This window comes from Lonepinella sp. MS14435 (assembly GCF_042485795.1).
GTDB lineage: Bacteria > Pseudomonadota > Gammaproteobacteria > Enterobacterales > Pasteurellaceae > Lonepinella.
Genome location: NZ_CP169368.1, coordinates 1,557,259 through 1,576,747 on the forward strand (window position 1 = coordinate 1,557,259; position 19,489 = coordinate 1,576,747).

Annotated in this window: 17 protein-coding genes and 1 pseudogene; 6 read left to right on the forward strand and 12 right to left on the reverse strand. The window is 37.8% G+C overall.

The annotated features are described in order from the left end of the window. Window positions 1–40: 40 nt before the first annotated feature. A complete protein-coding gene (gene gntR, locus O1Q80_RS07425; RefSeq protein ID WP_386694063.1) occupies window positions 41–1,042 on the forward strand; it encodes a gluconate operon transcriptional repressor GntR in 1,002 nt (333 codons plus the stop codon). Window positions 1,043–1,048: 6 nt separating this feature from the next. Here the strand turns inward: gntR and O1Q80_RS07430 are convergent, their stop codons facing one another. The 3 genes from O1Q80_RS07430 to O1Q80_RS07440 are packed head-to-tail and all read right to left on the reverse strand — an operon-like array spanning window position 1,049 to window position 2,099. Further along, window positions 1,049–1,345 (reverse strand): type II toxin-antitoxin system RelE/ParE family toxin, encoded by a 297-nt coding sequence (locus tag O1Q80_RS07430; protein WP_386694066.1) that lies wholly within the window; start codon window positions 1,343–1,345, stop codon window positions 1,049–1,051. Continuing rightward, the gene (locus O1Q80_RS07435) at window positions 1,338–1,514 is read right to left on the reverse strand and encodes a hypothetical protein (RefSeq protein WP_386694068.1); all 177 of its coding nucleotides are present in this window, start codon (window positions 1,512–1,514) and stop codon (window positions 1,338–1,340) included. Before O1Q80_RS07435 ends, O1Q80_RS07430 begins: the two co-directional genes overlap by 8 nt. A gap of 39 nt (window positions 1,515–1,553) precedes the next feature. After that, a complete protein-coding gene (locus O1Q80_RS07440; RefSeq protein WP_386694071.1) occupies window positions 1,554–2,099 on the reverse strand; it encodes a gluconokinase in 546 nt (181 codons plus the stop codon). A gap of 235 nt (window positions 2,100–2,334) precedes the next feature. On the opposite strand from O1Q80_RS07440, the pseudogene O1Q80_RS07445 reads away from it, so the two are divergent. Then, window positions 2,335–3,684: pseudogene (locus tag O1Q80_RS07445) on the forward strand (GntP family permease). 46 nt (window positions 3,685–3,730) lie between these two features. Here the strand turns inward: O1Q80_RS07445 and O1Q80_RS07450 are convergent. The 9 genes from O1Q80_RS07450 to O1Q80_RS07490 form a co-directional block, all read right to left on the reverse strand. Further along, window positions 3,731–3,886 carry a YoaH family protein gene (locus tag O1Q80_RS07450; protein WP_386694074.1) on the reverse strand — a complete coding sequence of 52 codons (156 nt, stop codon included), beginning with the start codon at window positions 3,884–3,886 and terminating at the stop codon, window positions 3,731–3,733. Window positions 3,887–3,896: 10 nt separating this feature from the next. Then, complete coding sequence (locus O1Q80_RS07455; RefSeq protein WP_386694076.1) at window positions 3,897–4,484, reverse strand: DNA glycosylase; 588 nt, start codon at window positions 4,482–4,484, stop codon at window positions 3,897–3,899. Window positions 4,485–4,495: 11 nt separating this feature from the next. Further along, window positions 4,496–6,322, reverse strand: coding sequence for an excinuclease ABC subunit UvrC (uvrC, locus tag O1Q80_RS07460; protein ID WP_386694078.1), 1,827 nt, complete (start codon window positions 6,320–6,322; stop codon window positions 4,496–4,498). A gap of 357 nt (window positions 6,323–6,679) precedes the next feature. After that, complete coding sequence (locus O1Q80_RS07465) at window positions 6,680–7,483, reverse strand: DUF4198 domain-containing protein (protein WP_386694080.1); 804 nt, start codon at window positions 7,481–7,483, stop codon at window positions 6,680–6,682. Window positions 7,484–7,669: 186 nt separating this feature from the next. Then, on the reverse strand, window positions 7,670–8,296 hold the full coding sequence (locus O1Q80_RS07470; RefSeq protein ID WP_386694082.1) for a YidB family protein: 627 nt from the start codon (window positions 8,294–8,296) through the stop codon (window positions 7,670–7,672). Window positions 8,297–8,384: 88 nt separating this feature from the next. Beyond that, window positions 8,385–9,158: a 3-deoxy-manno-octulosonate cytidylyltransferase gene (gene kdsB, locus O1Q80_RS07475; protein WP_386694085.1), complete on the reverse strand. Its 774-nt coding sequence runs from the start codon at window positions 9,156–9,158 to the stop codon at window positions 8,385–8,387. Beyond that, on the reverse strand, window positions 9,155–10,147 hold the full coding sequence (lpxK, locus tag O1Q80_RS07480) for a tetraacyldisaccharide 4'-kinase (protein WP_386694086.1): 993 nt from the start codon (window positions 10,145–10,147) through the stop codon (window positions 9,155–9,157). Before lpxK ends, kdsB begins: the two co-directional genes overlap by 4 nt. 55 nt (window positions 10,148–10,202) lie before the next feature. Then, the gene (gene msbA / locus O1Q80_RS07485; protein ID WP_386694088.1) at window positions 10,203–11,951 is read right to left on the reverse strand and encodes a lipid A ABC transporter ATP-binding protein/permease MsbA; all 1,749 of its coding nucleotides are present in this window, start codon (window positions 11,949–11,951) and stop codon (window positions 10,203–10,205) included. A gap of 60 nt (window positions 11,952–12,011) precedes the next feature. Further along, the gene (locus tag O1Q80_RS07490) at window positions 12,012–14,399 is read right to left on the reverse strand and encodes a DNA internalization-related competence protein ComEC/Rec2 (RefSeq protein ID WP_386694090.1); all 2,388 of its coding nucleotides are present in this window, start codon (window positions 14,397–14,399) and stop codon (window positions 12,012–12,014) included. Window positions 14,400–14,687: 288 nt separating this feature from the next. On the opposite strand from O1Q80_RS07490, the gene dksA reads away from it, so the two are divergent. The 4 genes from dksA to O1Q80_RS07510 all read left to right on the forward strand — a co-directional run bounded on the left by dksA (window position 14,688) and on the right by O1Q80_RS07510 (window position 19,329). Continuing rightward, window positions 14,688–15,134, forward strand: a complete 447-nt coding sequence (gene dksA, locus O1Q80_RS07495) for an RNA polymerase-binding protein DksA (RefSeq protein ID WP_386686474.1) — start codon at window positions 14,688–14,690, stop codon at window positions 15,132–15,134. A gap of 276 nt (window positions 15,135–15,410) precedes the next feature. Further along, a complete protein-coding gene (gene pcnB, locus O1Q80_RS07500; RefSeq protein ID WP_386694093.1) occupies window positions 15,411–16,667 on the forward strand; it encodes a polynucleotide adenylyltransferase PcnB in 1,257 nt (418 codons plus the stop codon). 3 nt (window positions 16,668–16,670) lie between these two features. After that, window positions 16,671–17,159 (forward strand): 2-amino-4-hydroxy-6-hydroxymethyldihydropteridine diphosphokinase, encoded by a 489-nt coding sequence (gene folK, locus O1Q80_RS07505; protein ID WP_386694096.1) that lies wholly within the window; start codon window positions 16,671–16,673, stop codon window positions 17,157–17,159. Between the two features lie 241 nt (window positions 17,160–17,400). Beyond that, window positions 17,401–19,329 carry an ABC transporter ATP-binding protein gene (locus O1Q80_RS07510; protein WP_386694098.1) on the forward strand — a complete coding sequence of 643 codons (1,929 nt, stop codon included), beginning with the start codon at window positions 17,401–17,403 and terminating at the stop codon, window positions 19,327–19,329. Window positions 19,330–19,489: the final 160 nt, after the last annotated feature.

Here is a 19,489-nt window from a genome sequence, read left to right on the forward strand (position 1 = left end):
TATTATAATTCCACAAAACATATTGATTTACAGCTTATTTATGCAAACAAAAAAAAAACGCCCAACCTTACAAGATATTGCCAATCATCTCGGCATTACTAAAATGACCATCAGTCGTTATTTACGCAATCCAGATACCGTAGCGGCTGAAACGGGGGAACGTATTGCGGTTGCCATTGAGCAATTTGGTTATATTCCGAACAAGGCACCCGATATGCTTTCTAATGCAAAAAGTCGGGCGATTGGTGTGTTATTACCATCTTTAACCAATGCAGTGTTTGCGGATGTATTAAAAGGCATTGAGATTATCACCGATCAAGCGGGCTATCAAACCATGTTGGCTCACTATGGTTATAGTCAACAAAAAGAACAACAACGGATTGAAAGCCTGCTGTCCTATAATGTAGACGGCTTGATTCTAGCAGAAAATCAACACAGTAAACGCACCTTAAAAATGTTGGAAATTGCCAATATTCCCGTGATTGAAATTATGGATACCACGGAATTGGGCATTCAGCAAGTGGTGGGCTTTGATAATATTGCTGCAGCACAAGCCATGGTTGAAACCATGATTTTGCGTGGCTATCAACATATTGTATATTTTTCCTCTCGCCAAGATAAACGCACCTTGTTAAAACAGCAAGGCTATAAAATGGCAATGAAAAAGTACCATTTAACGCCAATGACGATTGGATCATTGCAAGCCTCATCTTTTACCCTAGGGGCGGAATATTTACAACAAGCCTTAAAGCAACATCCTGAAATCAATGGTATTTTTTGTACTAATGATGACTTAGCTATTGGAGCATTATTTGAATGTCAACGTTTAGGTATTCAAGTTCCTGAACAAATTGCTATTGCTGGATTTCATGGACATGACGTAGGGCAATCACTCACGCCACAACTCGCAACAGTGATCACCCCAAGATTGGAAATTGGCAAAGTCGCTGCTCAAGAATTACTTAATCGAATTAACGGTATTCCCCAACAAAGCCGTATTATTAATTTGGGGTACGATATTCATTTAGGGGAAACGGTTTGATATTACTTAGTTTTCAGGGCGAGGATAGATTCTACTACTATGAATTACTGACAAAATAACCACTTCATCTGCAATTTCATCAAAATCATAAACAATTCTATATTTTCTTGCAAAGGCTTCTCTTGAACCATCATCTCGCAAACGCCCAATAGCAAGTGGCATAAAAGTGATTCGTTCTATTTTTTCATAGATTTCATCAGATAACCGAATAGCACTCACATCAAATCCTGTAAATTCAACAACATTGACTAAAATTTCGTTTATCTGCTGTAACGCTTGTGGAAGAATTGTCAGTTTAGGCATAAGCAACATTTTTAATAAAATCATCTAATTCTTGTGATTTACGTTCAATCACTTGTTTAGAACTGGATTTTGCTTGTTCTAAAGTAAAGCCTAACCCAGCCTGTTTTTCTTCCCGACCTTTACGAACACATTCATTCACAAATTCGTCATAACCTTTTTCTTTAAACATAACTTCCCCCTAAAAATACCTGTGAATGAATTATAGACTTTATTCGTTGCTGTGTAAATGTAGAAAAGGTTTCAACACTTTCACACACCGATCCACCACCTCATCAAAACTACCATCGATATCAATGGCAATTACATCGGGTTCATCGGCTTGTGGAATTTCCAAGGTATCAAATTGGCTTTTCAGCATCTCTTCTTTCATAAAATGCCCTTTGCGTTGTTTCATTCGCTGCAAAATCAGCTCAAAACTGCCGTGCAAAAAAATAAATTTTACGTTCTTATTGCCCTCTCTGATCAAATCACGGTATTTTTTCTTTAAGGCAGAACACACAATTATGCCTTTTTCGCTTTTTTGTTCCAAACTAAAAGCGGCATCTCGGATACGTTCTAGCCAAGGCAAGCGATCTTCATCATTAAGCGGATGCCCTTGTCCCATTTTGATAATATTGGCTCTCGGGTGTAAATCATCACCGTCTATCAGTTTTAACCCCAATTTATTTGCCACTGCCGTACCAACGGAAGTTTTGCCTGTGCTGGAAACGCCCATTAAGATAAAACTTGAGCCTTGGCATGTTGTTTCACTCATCAAATTTTCCTTTTAAATTTTGAATTTACTCTATTCTAACCAAAAATTTCACAACTAGGTTACTGGTAACATTTATTTTTGTGATCCAGATCACTAATTTTTATTTTTCATTGACTAAATTTTAACTATTTTTTGAAAGAATGTGAGGTCTGTCACAATTCTAGCAAAATATTCTTTACCTAATTTAGAAAAATTAGTATGTTACCAGTAACAATATCATCATAAGGAGAACACAATGTTAATTTTAACCCTTATTGCATCAATTACTCTGTTACTTGTACTTATCATCAAGTTCAGAGTTCATGCTTTTGTGGCATTAGTTCTAGTCAGTTTGTTGACCGCTTCGGTCACGGATATACCTATCAATAAAATTCTCCCCACAATGTTAAACGGCTTTGGTGGAACGCTTGCCAGCGTAGCATTGTTAGTGGGTTTAGGGGCAATGATTGGGCGTTTGCTTGAAATTACAGGTGGTGCCAAAGTGCTTGCTGACACATTAATCAATAAATTTGGTGAAGAAAAAGCCCCATTTGCGTTAGGTGTAGCATCGTTACTATTCGGCTTCCCAATCTTCTTTGATGCTGGTTTAGTGGTGATGTTGCCAATTATCTTTAGCGTAGCAAAACAATTTGGCGGTTCATTATTTCGTTATGCGTTCCCTGCAGCGGGAGCATTTGCGGTAACACACGCTTTCTTACCTCCACATCCTGGTCCTGTGGCATCAGGGGATTTATTAGGGGCAAATATCGGTTTGCTCACCCTAATTGGTATTGTCATCGCCCTACCGACTTGGTATTTTGCAGCTTATTTATACAGCACATTCTTGGGACGAAAACTCCAATTACCGTTACCAAAATCCTTTCTAAATGCAGCACCAATCAATGAAACTGCGGTATTAAATCCACCAAGTTTCCGCAAAGTTATGTTTATTTTGTTACTTCCACTTTGCTTAATTATGTTGGATACCGTGTTAAATACATTCGCTGTCATGAAATTAATTGACGGTTCTGCACTGTGGGTGGAAAGCCTACGGTTACTCGGTAAAACGCCTGTCGCCTTACTCATTACGTTATTAGTTACCATCATTTTATAGAAAGAACAACGTAGTGTGGAACAAATTGAAAAAATTTGCGACAACGCCTTAGGTCCAATTTGTGTTATTGTGTTAGTGACGGGTGCTGGCGGAATGTTTGGTGGTGTATTGCGTGCAAGTGGTATCGGTGATGTATTATCGAATATGCTCTCCGATACGGGTATGCCTGTGATTGTCGCCGCATTCTTAATTTCCACTGCCTTGCGTGTAGCTCAAGGTTCAGCGACAGTAGCAATTACTACTACATCAGCATTAATCGCCCCAACAGTCGCCGTCACCACAGGATTAAGCGAATTTGATTTATGTTTTATCGTAATTTCCATTGCATCTGGTGCAACGGTACTTTCTCACGTCAACGACAGTGGTTTCTGGCTCATCAGCCGCTTCCTTGAAATTGATACCAAAACAATGTTTAAAACGTGGACTGCACTAGAAACCTTAATTGGCTTGGTAGGATTTGGGTTGTCTGTGGTTGGTAGTATTATTCTTTAATTTATTGATTTAGATGAAAAAACTGCGATAGAAAATACCGCAGTTTTTACTTTTCATCTCTATCAAATTCTTTACGCAACTGCTCCGCTACCATTTTAATCGCCTGCCCAACTGGAATCCCTTGCTCCATTAACTTTTGGATTTGCTCCACGGCTTGTTGTTGCTGTTCATGGGTTAGGCCTAATAATGTGTTATCTAACATTTTGTTTTCCTTATAAAACACCCGCTAATTTGAAAAAATTTCGGTATGATTCTGCTTTCTTCTCAAGGCTTAATGGATAAGCCCTTGAAGTTGATGGTAAGCGATATAATTTAAGTTCTCTACCCTCAAATAGGAAATCAATAAATTCATTGGTTTTTGGTTCTTTTAATTTATCTGGCAGTAAATTACATAATATTTCTGTCGCTTTTCCACCTGTAGTAAAAATCCATTGGCAGTTTGGTAACTGTTTAAGTACATCAGATAAATTGACGGGTTCAATAATCTTCAAAAATTTATCTGATGCGTTACCCTGTTCACGAATGGCTTTGCGTACCGTTGGACAAGTGGCAATATGTCGTTCAATTAAGAATGATTTAATGCGTTCAGGATCAAAACGTTTTTCATTTTCTACTTGAAAATAGGTTTTATCGTTAAAAAACACTAAGCCATAAATTCGCCACATATCATTTTGAAAATTCGGGTAATGAAATGCCATACAACGCTTTTCGGTGGTTGGCGGAAAGGTTCCCATCATCATTACTGTCGCTTGTGGCGGTAACACGGGAGGAAATGGGTGAGTTTCGATGATCGGTTGCATAAATGGTTACTCTAGCTTTTTAAGGTTTCAAAAATCACTTCCGCCAACGCTTTGGAGATCCCTGGGACGCTGGCAATTTCATCTAAGGTTGCTTTTTTCACCCCTTGCATACCGCCGAGATATTTTAACAAGGCTTGGCGGCGTTTTGCTCCTACGCCTGCAATGGTTTCTAAGCCACTTTGGGTAAAGGCTTTTTGACGTTTTTTGCGGTGTCCTGTGATGGCGTGGTGGTGGCTTTCATCGCGGATTTGTTGAATTAAATGCAACGCTAAATCATCGGGATCAAGATGAATTTCTTTACCGAACTTGCTTAAAATCAGGGTTTCTTGCCCTGCTCGGCGATCCACGCCTTTTGCCACACCGATTAAGTGCGGTCTTTTTTTATCCCATTTTACATTTAACTGTTCAAACACTTGCAAAGCCCGATTTAATTGCCCTTTGCCGCCGTCAATAAAAATCACATCAGGGATTTTGTCGGTTTCTAGCTCTCGATCATAGCGTTTTTTCAGGGCTTGTTCCATGGCTGCATAGTCATCGCCGCCAGTGATGCCCTCAATATTAAAACGGCGATAATCGGATTTTAATGCTCCGTTTTCATTGAATACCACGCAAGATGCCACGGTTTGTTTTCCCATCGTATGACTAATATCAAAACATTCCATCCGCTGAATTTTTTCAATACCGAGCAGATGTTGTAAGGCTTGATAACGTTCGCTCATTAAACTGGTTTCTTTTAATTTCAGGCTCAACGCTGCTTTAGCGTTCATTTGGGCGAGCTGTAAATATTTGCTTTTGTTGCCTTTTACCGCATCTTGAATAACGACTTTGCGACCCGCTTGCTCACTAAGCAAGGTTTCCAATTCAGATTTTTCGTCTAATTTATGATCTACTACAATGGTATTCGGCACGGTTCGCCCTTGGTGAGCTTGCAAATAAAATTGTCCTACAAAAGTTGCGGTCAACTCGCTCAAATCTGTATTGGCTGGTACTTTGGGGAAATAACTACGATTGCCTAATACCTTTCCTTGCCGAATAAACAGCACCTGTACGCAGGCTACGCCCAACTGGTAAGCAATGGCAATAATATCCATATCGTCTAGGCGATCTTGGCTGACAAATTGTTTTTCAATAATGGATCGCACAGCTTGAATTTGATCTCGATAACGTGCCGCATTTTCAAAATCCAACGTAGCACTTGCCTTTTCCATTTTGCCGATTAAATGCTCTAGCACTTGGCTATCTTTACCTTGCAAAAACAAACGTGCATATTCCACTTGGGCATTATATTCTTCGTCTGTCACCAATCCATTCACACAAGGAGCAGCACAACGCCCGATTTGGTATTGTAAACAAGGACGAGAACGGTTGTTATATACAGAATTTTCACATTGTCGCACGGGGAATAATTTTTGTAACAAAGACAAGGTTTCACGCACTGCTCCTGCGTGAGGATAAGGTCCAAAATATTCCCCAGCAATTTTCTTTGAACCTCGATAGGCGGTCAATCTCGGATGGCGCTCTTTGGTCAGCAAAATATAAGGATAGGATTTATCATCACGCAACAACACGTTATAACGTGGTTGATAGGTTTTAATGTAATTATGTTCGAGCAACAGGGCTTCGGTTTCAGAACTGGTAATCGTGGTTTCAATACGATAAATGGCTGCAACTAATGCCTCGGTCTTTTTACTGGATAAATTTGCACGAAAATAACTGGTAAGGCGTTTTTTCAGATCCTTAGCTTTTCCCACATAAATCACCGTATCGGTGTTATCGAACATACGATAAACACCGGGACTGTGAGTAACGTTTTTGAGAAAAGATTTGTGATCGAACATAATAATTATCTTGTGATGAAAAACAAAAACCTTGTACTTATATACAAGGTTTTATATAATACGCCAGCTTTTGATAAACATCAAAAGTAGGTGGATCTGCATCGCAATCCGCCAGTTTGCCCCTGACGGGTTGCAAGCAGATCTTTATTGTTTAGTTTTTTTACCAATAAGGATAAAAATATGAAACTAAAAACTATATTAATTATAGTTAAATGGTTGATTATTGTGCTGCTTTGTGTATCGCTCAAGGGTGATACCACTGGCATGATGTAGCATTCATCTCATTTAACTCAAAGGAACAATTTTGTCGAAGAAATTGTTCCTTTTTATTATGCCAAATCACCCAACAGATTGCAACTAATGATATTGTTTACCAATATTAAAAGTTAATGTGGCGTAATGTTTTGCCACTTGGCATTGGGTTGGATCTTTAAACTGTACTTCATAAGTGACTTGAGCTTTCCAAAAACCTTGACGTAATGGAATAATATTTACCGAACCATCTTCAGCAGTAACATCAGAAAAGGCTTGAGCTTCCACTTTGTGGGTTTTGCTATTATCTGCCGTGTCAAAACCATCAAAGGTCGCTGTTAAGGTTACATTTGGTAACGGTTCACCACGATAAAGTACCTTGACTTTAAATAAATCACTCACATTAATATTAGCTGGATTATCCATCGGCACAATTTCCAGTTCATGACCAACTTGCTTGGTAATCACATCAATGCCTGCACTTTCATGTCCCACATTGACAATATTTTTACCATACATTGAAGTCAGTTCACAATAGGTTGCATTAGCAGTTTCTTTCATATCAGCTTGTTTCCAGCCCTCTGCATTTTTCGACCAAAAGGTCGGTTTATATTCCGCTGCGACAATATAGCTCCCCTCTTGCACAGGCTTTTCTGTTTCAAAATGGTAATTTTTATCGCCCTTTTGCACTAATTTTTGTTTGCCTTGCTGAGTAAGCAACACCATACCACGATCGAAGAAATGCAAACGTTTTTCAGGAATTTGTTCTAATGTGGGAAATTCACCATACCCCAAATCTGCTTTTAAAATTTCATCACCATGTGTGTGATCCGTTACCACCCAAACACGGTGAGCCTGAGCAGAAACAGCTAAAGAGCATAATAACGTTGCGAGAAGTGCTTTTTTCATAAGATACCTACTTGTCTAATTAATTTTTGAATTTACTTATTTTTCTATAAAAAATAAGTAGCCATGTTAATGGATTTAAATTCACTTGTAAAGCAATATGAAAGAGAAATGACGATGAATAATTGGGATTATTAATTTATGATACAAAAAAAGGGCTTTCGCCCTTATTTAGTGAGAGGTAATGACTTATTTAAAAAAATTATTCAAGACCGAACCAATATCACGAGCCAATTCATTATTTGCACTCGGTTCTTTGGTTTGGCTGGTTTGGGTTGGTTGATTTAACAGTTGCCCAAGCAAATCACCTAATCCACCTTGTGATGAAGATTGTGTATTGGATGATTGTTTACCGCCTAACATACTGCCCAGCCCACCAATAAGATCATCTAAGCCAAAGCCATTATCTTGCTGTTGAACTGTTTCTGCTTGTTGTGCCAAAATATCGGTTGAAACACCCCCCTCACGACCTTTTGGAGTCAACATATCGATCACTTGTGGTAAAGCCTGTGAGAGAATATCTTGAGCTTGTGATTTATCTACACCAGCTTGTTCTGCCACTTGGTCAATGGTTTCATCACCAAAAACCTCATTAACCTGTTCAGCATTTAAAGGTTCATTTTTACCCGTACCGATCCACGAATTGAGTAAATCCTCCAAACCGCCTTGTTGTAACTGGTTAAAAATCCCCTCCATTCCACCCTGTTTTTTTAATAATCCACCAAGTACATCAGTAATCACTGATGACGAAGTAGCATTATTTGAACTACCACCTAATATATTGCTTAATACAGAACCTATAATTTTGTCTAACATAAAACCCTCTTAATTAAAAATAACAGATAAAATACATTACATACTAACGATATAATAGAGAGAAAATTCGCTATTTCCGTTCAAAAAACTATCCTAAAATTAACCGCACTTTTGCCAAATCTTCAGGCGTATCCACCCCTACCGCAGGAACTTCTTTTGCCCGTTCAACGTGAATCCGTTCGCCGTTCCATAACACACGTAACTGTTCTAGGCTTTCTATTTGTTCTAATGCTGTTGATTGCCATTGTACATATTGTTTGATAAAACCTGCTCGGTAAGCGTAAATACCAATATGTCGCAAGTAATGAGGTTGTAATTTTAATTCGGCTTGAGTTAGCTCACCTTTTTGTAAAAGAGCAAATTGATCACGATCCCAAGGAATCACCGCACGAGAGAAATATAAAACGTAACCGTCTTTATCGGTTAATACTTTCACTGCATTCGGATTAAATAATTCTTTTGGGTCATCAATATTGACCGCAAGGCTTGCCATATTTACTTGATATTTTTGTAAATTTTCTGCCACCTGTTGCACAATAACAGGTGGAATTAACGGTTCATCACCTTGAATATTCACAATAATTTCATCGTCTGGCAAACCTAATTTTTCTACTACTTCGGCAAGGCGTTCTGTACCTGAATTATGTTTTTCGGAAGTCATACAAACTTCACCCCCAAAATGAACCACCGCTTGAGCCACTTGCTCATTGTCAGTTGCTACAATTACACGGCTTGCACCTGATTGTTGGGCTTTTTCCCATACGTGTTGAATCATCGGCTTGCCTGCAATATCGGCAAGAGGTTTACCAGGTAAACGACTTGAAGCAAAACGGGCTGGAATAATTACACTAAAATTTGTCATTTTCGATCCTTTGTTAAGCTAATAATTTTATCTAAAAGTGCGGTGATTTTTTGGGGAGATTTTGCCACTGCGGTAATTTCTGCTTCGACAGGTACATACCACCAATTTTGCTGTGCAAATGCACCGCACTTCACTGCATCTTTTTCGGTCATTAATAAAGGTTGATTGTTATCAAATTGGCTAAATAATTCTGCGTTATACATTTGATGATCAGCAAAGGCTTGTGTTTTCGTTAGCTGAATATTTAAACCCTGTAACATTGTAAAGAAACGTTGCGGATTACCAATACCAGCCATAGCCTGAGCTTGTTTTATTTCACCCAATAATCGCTTTTCTGTTGTCACTAAATTAATCGCATAATGGGGAACCAGTTTCATCACAGCATCTGCATAAGCATTTTCTGCACCATTGCTAATAATAAAATCTACACTGTTTAATCGGCTCTCTTTTTCTCGTAATGGTCCTGCTGGTAATAAAAACCCATTGCCTAATGCTCGCTCCGCATCCATTACCACAATTTCAATATCTCGCTGTAATTTATAATGTTGCAAGCCGTCATCACTGATAATCAGATCACATTGATGTTGTTTTAATAACAATTCAATGGCTTGTTGACGATTAGCCGAAATACACACAGGCACGCCTGTACGTTTAACAATAAGCAAAGGTTCATCGCCTGATTGAATGGGATCGTCATTCACATTCACTAATCGGGGATAATAATCGGATTGACTTCCATAACCACGAGAAATTACACCGCAGTTTATACCTCGTTGTTGTAATTGTTCTATCAGCCAAATAGTCACTGGGGTTTTGCCATTTCCGCCAACGGATAAATTCCCAACGATAATAACTGGTACGGGTGAACGGTAAGACTTTAAAATCTTAGATTTAAACAAAAAACGGCGAAAGCTACTGATTAAGCCAAAAAGCCATGACAAAGGTAACAATAAATAGGCTATTTTTGTGTTTGAGTACCAGAAATTCATTGTTAATCCTTATTGTTGAAATTGAGGGCGTTCAGAGCAACGCCCAAATTGAAATTTAATGGGAAAACTGCATAGAATGTAATTGGTTATAAGCCCCACCCTGAGCTAAAAGCTCGGCATGACTGCCTCGTTCTTTGACTTCACCATGTTCAATGACAATAATTTCATCAGCTTTTTCAATAGTTGATAGACGATGTGCGATCACTAAAACGGTACGATCTTTTTGTAATGTTTCCAATGCGGATTGAATTGCTCGCTCGGATTCAGTATCCAATGCAGAAGTGGCTTCATCTAAAATTAATACTGGCGAATTACGTAGCAAAGCTCTAGCAATCGCTAAACGTTGACGTTGACCACCTGACAAACTCGCTCCATTCTCACCAATCACGGTATCTAAACCATTTTGTAACTTTTCAATAAATTCCATAGCATGAGCGGCTTTGGCAGCTTGAATAATTTGTTCTCGACTATATTTATCCGTAGCAGCGTAAGCAATATTATTGGCAACCGTATCATTAAATAAATGTACTTGTTGCGACACCACAGAACATTGTTGACGTAAATTAGCTAAACGATAATCTTGAATATTTACGCCATCTAACAAGATTTCACCTTGTTCAATATCGTAAAAACGAGTTAATAAGTTGGCAATAGTCGATTTGCCTGAACCTGAACGCCCTACCAAAGCAACCGTTTTACCTGCTGGAATAGTTAAGGAAATATTGTTTAAAGCAAGCTCTTCTTTGCCTTGATAAGCAAAGCTCACATTTTTAAACTGTACATCACCTTTGGCACGCTCTATTTCATAAGTTCCATTATCTTTTTCTGTATCTAAATCTAAAAATTCAAACAGAGTTTGACAAGCTGCCATACCTCGCTGGAACTGTGAATTGACATTAGTTAAGGATTTCAATGGACGCATCATTGCCATCATAGAAGAAAACACCACAGTAAAAGATCCTGCGGTTAAATTTTCACTCATCACTTCAGGGAATGTTGCGACATAAAGCACAGCCGAAAGAGCTAAAGAAGCAATAAGCTGTACAACACCATCTGAAATACCGTCCGCAGAAACGATTTTCATACCTTTACGTCGCATATCATTACTGACTTCATTAAAGCGTTGTTCTTCTATTTTTTGTCCACCAAAAGACAATACCACTTTATGCCCTTTCAGCATTTGTTCAGTGGTAATACTCAATGCTCCCATACTATCTTGAATATTACGACTTAATTGACGGAAGATTTTTGACACGATACCGATTAACACACCAATAATCGGAGCGACAATAAACAGTACAATAGACAGTTGCCAACTGGTATAAATCATCACCACAAAGAGCGAAATGAGATAAGTTCCCTCACGCACAATCGTCACTAAAGCACTAGAAGAAGAACTCGCCACCATTTCACTGTCATAAGTTACCCGAGAAAGTAAACGCCCTGTTGGATTTTGATCGAAATAGCTGACTGGCATAAACATCAAATGTTTAAATAAACGACGGCGTAAAGTCATAACCACTTTGCCCGATACCCATGCTAGACAATAACTTGCGATATAGTTGGTAACACCACGAAAGAGAACAAAGACCACCACTAAAGCTGCCATTAATTTAAGAAAATAATGATCTGCTTGACCAAAACCTTGATCTAGCAATGGTTTGAGTAAATAAATTAAACCTGAATCCACCAACGCATTTAATATTAATGCCACAGCGGCAGCGATTAACCCTGCTTTAAACACACTAATTGTTGGCCATAGCCGTTTAAAGGTTTTAAATACCGAGATATCTTTTTCTTTCATAATCACTTCTTCATTTAAAAAATTGTTGGCATTGTACAATCTTTTTAATGATTATCCAACTTAATCACTATATTGAACATCAATAATCTGTTGATACCAAGGACTAAAAGCATTTCTGGCGGTTACAACTTTTGTTTGTTCTGCATAAAATCGCACCGAAATTTGCCCTGAAATTGCCGTGTTATACACCGCACTTTGAGTTTGCTGTAAACGTTCCATAACAGATCTATTTGGAAAGTGCCACGGATTCCAACGACCACTGGAAATTAACGCAATGTCAGGTTGTAGCTTATTAACCAATCCCTGCCCTGTAGAGGTCTTACTACCATGATGCCCAACTTGCAACACTTCTACTTTATTTAGTAAAGGTGAAATTTGTCGTTCTGTAGCAATATCCGCATCCCCTGTTAGCAACAAGCTATGTTTATCTTTTTCCAACCATAATACACAAGAATGAAAATTATCTGCCCTTTCTACAATTTGCTTTGGCGATAACACTTTAATTTGTATGCCTTGCCACAGCCATTGTTTTTCTGCTTGGCAAAAAGTGCGGTGTTTTTCGCTATAGTTTTTTTGTGAAGGGCTTACCAACATTGCTTGTGGAAATGCTTGTAATATTGCTCTTGCACCGCCAGCATGATCGTTATCATCATGACTAATAATCAGATAATCTAAAGTAATGCCTTGTCGTTGTAAATACGGAATAATTTCCAGTTCAGCCATACTTCCCCCTTGCCAGCTTGCCCCAGTATCGTACAAAATCCCCCGTTGATTTTTCATGATTAAGGTGGCTAATCCTTGTCCGACATCAAGGGTATCTATTTGCCAGTCAGATTGATAAAAATAATGCCATAAAGGTTGTAGTCCATTTGCCAATATGAACAATAAGATGCCTTTTTGTACTCGAGCATAAAGTATTGGTGATAAACTACGATCGGATTTTAAGGAAAAACAACGTGGTTTTTTGTGATAACTTACATTTTTCCTATTCGAAGTATAGATTTTATACAACATTCCCCATATTAAAAAAGCTAGTAGGATATTAAAATAAGCACTCTGCAAATAAGATAAACTTAACCAACCCTGTTGAAACAAAGATAATAAATCCGTAATCTTATCGGCAACGAAATCCGCCAGTCGCCAACTATACAAACTACCATTGCTAAACACTGCAAATAAAACGACTGGCACAAGCAAAAAACTGTATAAGGGGACGATCAATAAATTCGCCCAAAAACCTTGCAAGGAAAAACCATTGAAAAAGGCTAATTGAATTGGGGTAAATAAGCAAAATAACCCCAGTTGCAAATGAAACAATGCCAAAATCCACCGCACTTTGGGAGATAACGGTAAACCTCGCCATCTAAGTAAATGCAATGGAAAAAGTTGATACCACAAAATTAAACAACCCACCGCACCGATTGATAACCAGAAACTGGTGGATAAAATCATCAATGGATCGTAGAGTAATAATAATGCAACAACACGAAAATACAGTTGCCAAGCGGTACAATAAGCTCGATAAAAATGCAATAAGATCAAAATCAATAATGCTATACTAGCTCGCAATGTAGGAATAGCGAACCCCGCTAAGTTAGCATAAAATAAGGCTGATACAACACCACAACATAAAGGAAAAATCGGGGTAATTTTTGGAGTGGGTAACATATATTGCACCACTCGCCCGAAACAAAAACCAAGAGCCATCGCCAAACCAATATGCAACCCCGAAATAGCAATGAGATGAGCAGTATTAGTTTGCTGATAAATTTTCCACGTATCGGGATTTAACCAAGCCCGTTCACCAAACCCTAAGGCTAATAATAATCCTTGCTGTGTTAATCCTTGCGTTTGCATCAAACTGTCCGCCAAACACTGTTCTCGCCAAGAAAAATCTTGTGCAATTTTCACCGCACTTTTTACCGTTCCCCATGCTTGAATATCTTTGGCAAAATACCATATTTGTCGATCAAAGCCACTGATATTTAGGCGAGATGAAATTGGTCTAAGTTGTAATTCGCCTTGCCACAATTCACCTAATTTGGGAGATTGAGCCACTTTCCAAGTTGCATAAATTCGTCTGTTGGGTTGTTCAGTTTGCAATACCAAAGATTGATAATCTCCCTGATGATGAATTTCCACAATACGAAAAGTGGTTTGAATTTTTTGTGGGAAAATTTGGGCTTGTTGTAAGGAATTCAGAGCAATGAAATGAGCATAACCAATAAATACTAATAGAATCAATATGCTGTTAATCCATTTTATAATAAATTGTGTTTTTTTGATCACCAGTCGCAAGATGAGCAAAAGGGAAAATAAAAGTAAACAAAGTTGCCAACAGAATAAAAATCTTTCAGGTAGAAAATACAAAGACAACACAGATAAAATCGCACAAAAAGCAACTTCATCTATATCTAATTGACGGATTAATTCCAATATTCTCTGCATTTTATACCGCACTTATCCTAAATACCGCAAAATATCGCAACAGCCTAGTGTCAAAAGAGAAAAGATGTAAATTATTTATTTTATATTTGGAACAGAGATCACAAAATTACGTAAAGAGAATGTAAATTCTGCAATATTTAGACAATATTATTTGCTTATTTTAACAACTTCTGATATTTATAACACCTTTCAAAATTACCCCTGATATTTTTTAGGAAATAATCAATGTTTAGCGTCAGTCACTAGAGATGATTTGCTCAAACAAAAAACTATTGATTGGAGAACAATATGACCAACACAAATAAAGCATCTTTAAGCATTTTAGCATTAGCAGGTGTGTCACCATATCAAGAACAAAAAAATGAAGAATATATGAACGAAAAACAAATCGCTCATTTTCGTAAAATTTTACAAACGTGGTACGATCAAATTGTCAATGAAGCAAGTCGCACTGTAAGTCATATGCGAGATGAAGCCTCTAACTTCCCAGATCCTGCAGATCGTGCAACACAAGAAGAAGAATTCAGCTTAGAATTGCGAGCAAGAGATCGTGAACGCAAACTAATGAAAAAAATTGAAAGTACTTTAAAAAAATTAGACACTGGAGATTTCGGCTATTGTAATTCTTGTGGCGTAGAAATTGGTATTCGTCGTTTAGAAGCTCGCCCAACTGCTGATCTTTGTATTGATTGCAAAACCTTAGCAGAAGTTCGTGAAAAACAAATGGGATTTTAATCCAAGTTAAATCATTAAAGATGAAATAAAAAATCAGAAAAATTTTATATATCAGTTAGTTTTATTTAAAAAGTTTTATTTTCGGAGTTTATTATTTTAACGTATATAAAAAACCTGTTTGGTAAGCATTCGAAACAGGTTAAATCAAATAAAATTGAGCAAGCACGACCTAAAATAGTTGCTCATTCAACAAAATCGACAACAACAGTCAAACCAGTTCGGTCTAATAAGAAATATACTATTAAGCAGGCAAGTCAGGTTTCAATTAATGCTCGCATGTTTAGTAGAAATGCTTTGAATGTAGTAGAAAAACTCAACCGTCATGGCTATGAAGCCTATATTGTCGGCGGTTGTTTGCGTGATATGTTATTGGGCAAACAACCAAAAGATTTTGATGTCGCAACTAATGCTCGCCCCGAGCAAGTACAAGCCATTTTTCTACGTCGTTGTCGTTTGGTGGGACGACGTTTCCGTTTAGCTCATATTATGTTTGGACGAGATATTATTGAAGTGGCTACATTTCGAGCGAGCCACAAAGTTAACCACTCAGATCAGCAAGCCAAACAAAATGATGCTGGTATGCTCTTACGTGATAATGTTTATGGTACATTAGAACAAGATGCCGAACGCCGTGATTTTAGCGTAAATGCCCTTTATTACAGCCCAAAAGATAATGCTATTTATGATTTCTATCATGGTATTGAAGATATCAAAGTGGGTAAACTCCAGTTAATCGGTGATCCTGTCACTCGTTATCAAGAAGATCCAGTGCGAATGTTACGTGCTATTCGTTTCATGGCAAAATTAGATATGTTTTTAGATGAAGCCAGCGAAACACCAATTGCAAAATTAGCCCCTTTGCTAAAAAACATTCCGCCTGCTCGTTTATTTGATGAAAGTTTAAAATTATTACAAACAGGTTATGGCGAAAAGACTTACCATTTATTGCGTCAATATGGCTTATTTGAACAACTTTTTCCCGCACTTATCCCCTATTTTACCGAAAAAGGCGATAGTTTAGCTGAACGCATGATTATCCATTCACTTAAAGCTACAGACGAACGTATTGCAGATAATTTACGTATCAATCCCGCTTTCTTATTTGCGACATTTTTTTGGTATCCATTGCGTGAAAAAGTGGATATTCTGAAAAATGAGGGCGGCTTAAATAATCATGATGCTTATGCTTTAGCCAGCAATGAGATTATGGATTTATTATGTAGCTCTCTTGCTGTACCACGTCGCAATACAGGTGTTATTCGTGAAATTTGGTTATTACAATTACAACTGACTAAACGCTCAGGCAAATTCCCAGAACGTACCATGCAACATCCAAAATTTCGTGCAGGCTACGATTTATTAGCGATACGTGCTGAAATTGAGGGAGGCGAAAGCATTGAGTTAGCCAAATGGTGGCATGAATATCAATTTAGCAATGCTGAACAGCGAGCTTCTTTAATAAGAGAGCAAAATAAAAACGCACCAAAACCCAAAAAACGTTATTATCGCAAACGTTCTCCTAAACAGGCTTAAAAAATGTCAGTCGCTTATATTGCATTAGGTAGTAATTTAAATCAACCCGTGGAACAACTAAACTCTGCAGTTGAAGCTATAATAAATTTACCAACGACACAGGTCTTGGCAGTAAGTTCATTTTATCGTAGTAAACCCCTTGGCCCACAGGATCAACCAGACTATGTTAATGCTGTCGCCAAAATTGAAACGGAACTAACACCATTAACCTTACTAGATGCCTTACAACAAATTGAACATGAGCAAGGTCGAATACGTTTACGTCATTGGGGTGAGCGAACCTTGGATTTGGATATATTGCTTTATGATCAACTGGTTATTCACTCGGAACGCTTAACAATCCCTCATTATGATATGCACAATCGAGAATTTGTGATTATACCACTGTATGAAATTTCACCAGAGCTAACCTTACCTTTTGGAATAAAAATATCTGAAGTAAAAAATAAATTTAAAAATCATAAAATGGAGCTTGCAATTAAAAATAAATAGGCTATAATAGCCAACATCTTAAGCAATCCCTAATGCTTAAGGTAATTTCACTTAGTTATGATTCCAAAACAAGTGAAAATTTTGTTCATAAATCCTAAACATCCCTAATGAAAATGCAACTTTGGTTGCATTTTTTTTATTTAAAATATTGAAAAAATACACCGCAGTTTTTAGATTTCCCCTATAAAAAAATACATAAAAATGCTAAAATATCGCTAATTTTTTCAAATTTATACATATTATGGCATTAATTAGTTTAACCAACGGCTACCTTTCTTTTAGCGATCACCCTTTGCTTGATCATTGCGATCTACATATTGAACCAAACGAGCGTGTTTGTTTAGTAGGACGCAATGGTGCTGGTAAATCTACCCTACTCAAAATTCTGGCTGGCGATACTGTCATGGATGATGGCAAATTGCTATTAAGCCAAGATCTAGTCGTTTCTCGTTTAGAACAAGATCCGCCACGCACAGCAAGTGGTAACGTGTTTGATTATGTGGCAGAGGGAATTGGGCATTTAGCCGATTTATTGAAAGAATATCATCATTTATCTACTCAATTAGAACAGGATTATAGCGAAAGCCTACTCAATCAACTCGCCAACGTGCAAGCTAAATTAGAACACAATAACGGCTGGCAATTTGATAATAAAATCAAGGAAGTGTTAATTAAACTCCAGCTTAATCCTGATACAAAATTATCAGATTTATCTGGCGGTTGGTTACGCAAAGCCGCTCTTGCTCGAGCATTAGTGTGTAATCCTGATGTGTTATTATTAGACGAACCCACCAATCATTTAGATGTAGATGCGATTGAATGGTTAGAAGAATTTTTACTGGAATTTAAAGGCAGTATCGTATTTATTTCTCACGACCGTTCTTTTATTCGCAAAATGGCAACACGTATAGTGGATCTTGACCGAGGAAAACTCGTGTCTTATTCAGGTGATTACGACACTTATCTCACCACCAAAGAAGAAAATCTGCGAGTGGAAGAATTGCAAAATGCCCTATTTGATAAAAAACTTGCTCAAGAAGAAGTCTGGATTCGGCAAGGCATTAAAGCTAGACGTACACGTAATGAAGGACGAGTACGTGCATTAAAAGCCTTACGAGAAGAACGCCGTCAACGCCGAGATCAGCTTGGCACAGCAAAATTACAACTAGACCAATCTAGCCGTTCGGGCAAAATTGTATTTGAACTAGAAAACGCCAATTTTGAGATTGACGGTAAAAAATTGCTATCCAATTTCAGCACCAATATTATGCGAGGCGATAAAATTGCTTTAGTGGGAGCCAATGGTTGTGGAAAAACGACTTTTATTAAACTATTACTCGAACAACTTAACCCCACTTCAGGAAAAATCCGTTGTGGCACCAAATTAGACATTGCCTATTTCGACCAATATCGGGTGGATCTTGATCCCGAAAAATCTGTTATGGATAATGTCGCAGACGGCAAGCAAGATATTGAAGTCAACGGCATTAAACGTCATGTTTTAGGCTATTTGCAAGATTTCTTATTTCCACCCAAACGAGCCATGACCCCTGTCAAAGCCCTGTCAGGCGGTGAACGCAATCGCTTATTGTTGGCAAAATTATTATTAAAGCCGAATAATTTATTAATTCTGGACGAACCAACTAACGATTTAGATGTGGAAACCCTTGAATTATTGGAAGAAATTCTCGCCGATTATCAAGGCACGCTACTCATCGTCAGCCACGACCGTCAATTTATTGATAACGTTGCTACCGAATGTTATATGTTTGAAGGCGATGGTGTGTTGAATAAATATGTGGGTGGTTATTTTGATGCCAAACAACAACAAGCCAATTTCTTTGCTCAAAAAGCCTTGAATGAACCCGTTAAGAAAACAGAAAAAACTGCGGTGGAAAATCCCAAAGTTGCTGAAAAACCGAAAAAACAAGCGGTGAAACTCTCTTACAAAGAACAACGGGAATTGGAACAATTACCGCAACAATTAGAAGAATTAGAACAAAAAATTACCGCACTTCAAACGGAAGTGGGTAGCCCTGAATTTTTCCAACAACCACACGAAACTACCACTGAAAAATTGCAACAGTTGGCTGATTTAGAAAGTGAATTAGAGCTGGCGTTTTTAAGGTGGGAAGAGTTGGAAGAAAAACGTTCTGCCACTCTGCACTAACATATAGTGTTACAAATAGTCTTAATGCTCCACATTCTCTTATAATAGATGCGGAGCATCGTCAATATGCTTAACCCCGTACGCCAGTGTGGGACAATATATCTACAGGCACAACAACAAATAAAACCTATCTAGTCAGCACATTCCCTATCTCCATTTT

Excerpts from the sequence above, each read along its gene's own strand:
- O1Q80_RS07440 (WP_386694071.1), bottom strand. The coding sequence starts at position 2,099 with ATGAGTGAAACAACATGCCAAGGCTCAAGTTTTATCTTAATGGGCGTT.
- kdsB (WP_386694085.1), bottom strand. The coding sequence starts at position 9,158 with ATGACAAATTTTAGTGTAATTATTCCAGCCCGTTTTGCTTCAAGTCGT.
- msbA (WP_386694088.1), bottom strand. The coding sequence starts at position 11,951 with ATGAAAGAAAAAGATATCTCGGTATTTAAAACCTTTAAACGGCTATGG.
- dksA (WP_386686474.1), top strand. The coding sequence starts at position 14,688 with ATGACCAACACAAATAAAGCATCTTTAAGCATTTTAGCATTAGCAGGT.
- O1Q80_RS07465 (WP_386694080.1), bottom strand. The coding sequence starts at position 7,483 with ATGAAAAAAGCACTTCTCGCAACGTTATTATGCTCTTTAGCTGTTTCT.
- lpxK (WP_386694086.1), bottom strand. The coding sequence starts at position 10,147 with ATGAATTTCTGGTACTCAAACACAAAAATAGCCTATTTATTGTTACCT.
- O1Q80_RS07490 (WP_386694090.1), bottom strand. The coding sequence starts at position 14,399 with ATGCAGAGAATATTGGAATTAATCCGTCAATTAGATATAGATGAAGTT.
- O1Q80_RS07430 (WP_386694066.1), bottom strand. The coding sequence starts at position 1,345 with ATGCCTAAACTGACAATTCTTCCACAAGCGTTACAGCAGATAAACGAA.
- O1Q80_RS07470 (WP_386694082.1), bottom strand. The coding sequence starts at position 8,296 with ATGTTAGACAAAATTATAGGTTCTGTATTAAGCAATATATTAGGTGGT.
- O1Q80_RS07510 (WP_386694098.1), top strand. The coding sequence starts at position 17,401 with ATGGCATTAATTAGTTTAACCAACGGCTACCTTTCTTTTAGCGATCAC.
- O1Q80_RS07455 (WP_386694076.1), bottom strand. The coding sequence starts at position 4,484 with ATGCAACCGATCATCGAAACTCACCCATTTCCTCCCGTGTTACCGCCA.
- O1Q80_RS07435 (WP_386694068.1), bottom strand. The coding sequence starts at position 1,514 with ATGTTTAAAGAAAAAGGTTATGACGAATTTGTGAATGAATGTGTTCGT.
- folK (WP_386694096.1), top strand. The coding sequence starts at position 16,671 with ATGTCAGTCGCTTATATTGCATTAGGTAGTAATTTAAATCAACCCGTG.
- O1Q80_RS07450 (WP_386694074.1), bottom strand. The coding sequence starts at position 3,886 with ATGTTAGATAACACATTATTAGGCCTAACCCATGAACAGCAACAACAA.
- uvrC (WP_386694078.1), bottom strand. The coding sequence starts at position 6,322 with ATGTTCGATCACAAATCTTTTCTCAAAAACGTTACTCACAGTCCCGGT.
- pcnB (WP_386694093.1), top strand. The coding sequence starts at position 15,411 with ATGTTTAGTAGAAATGCTTTGAATGTAGTAGAAAAACTCAACCGTCAT.
- gntR (WP_386694063.1), top strand. The coding sequence starts at position 41 with ATGCAAACAAAAAAAAAACGCCCAACCTTACAAGATATTGCCAATCAT.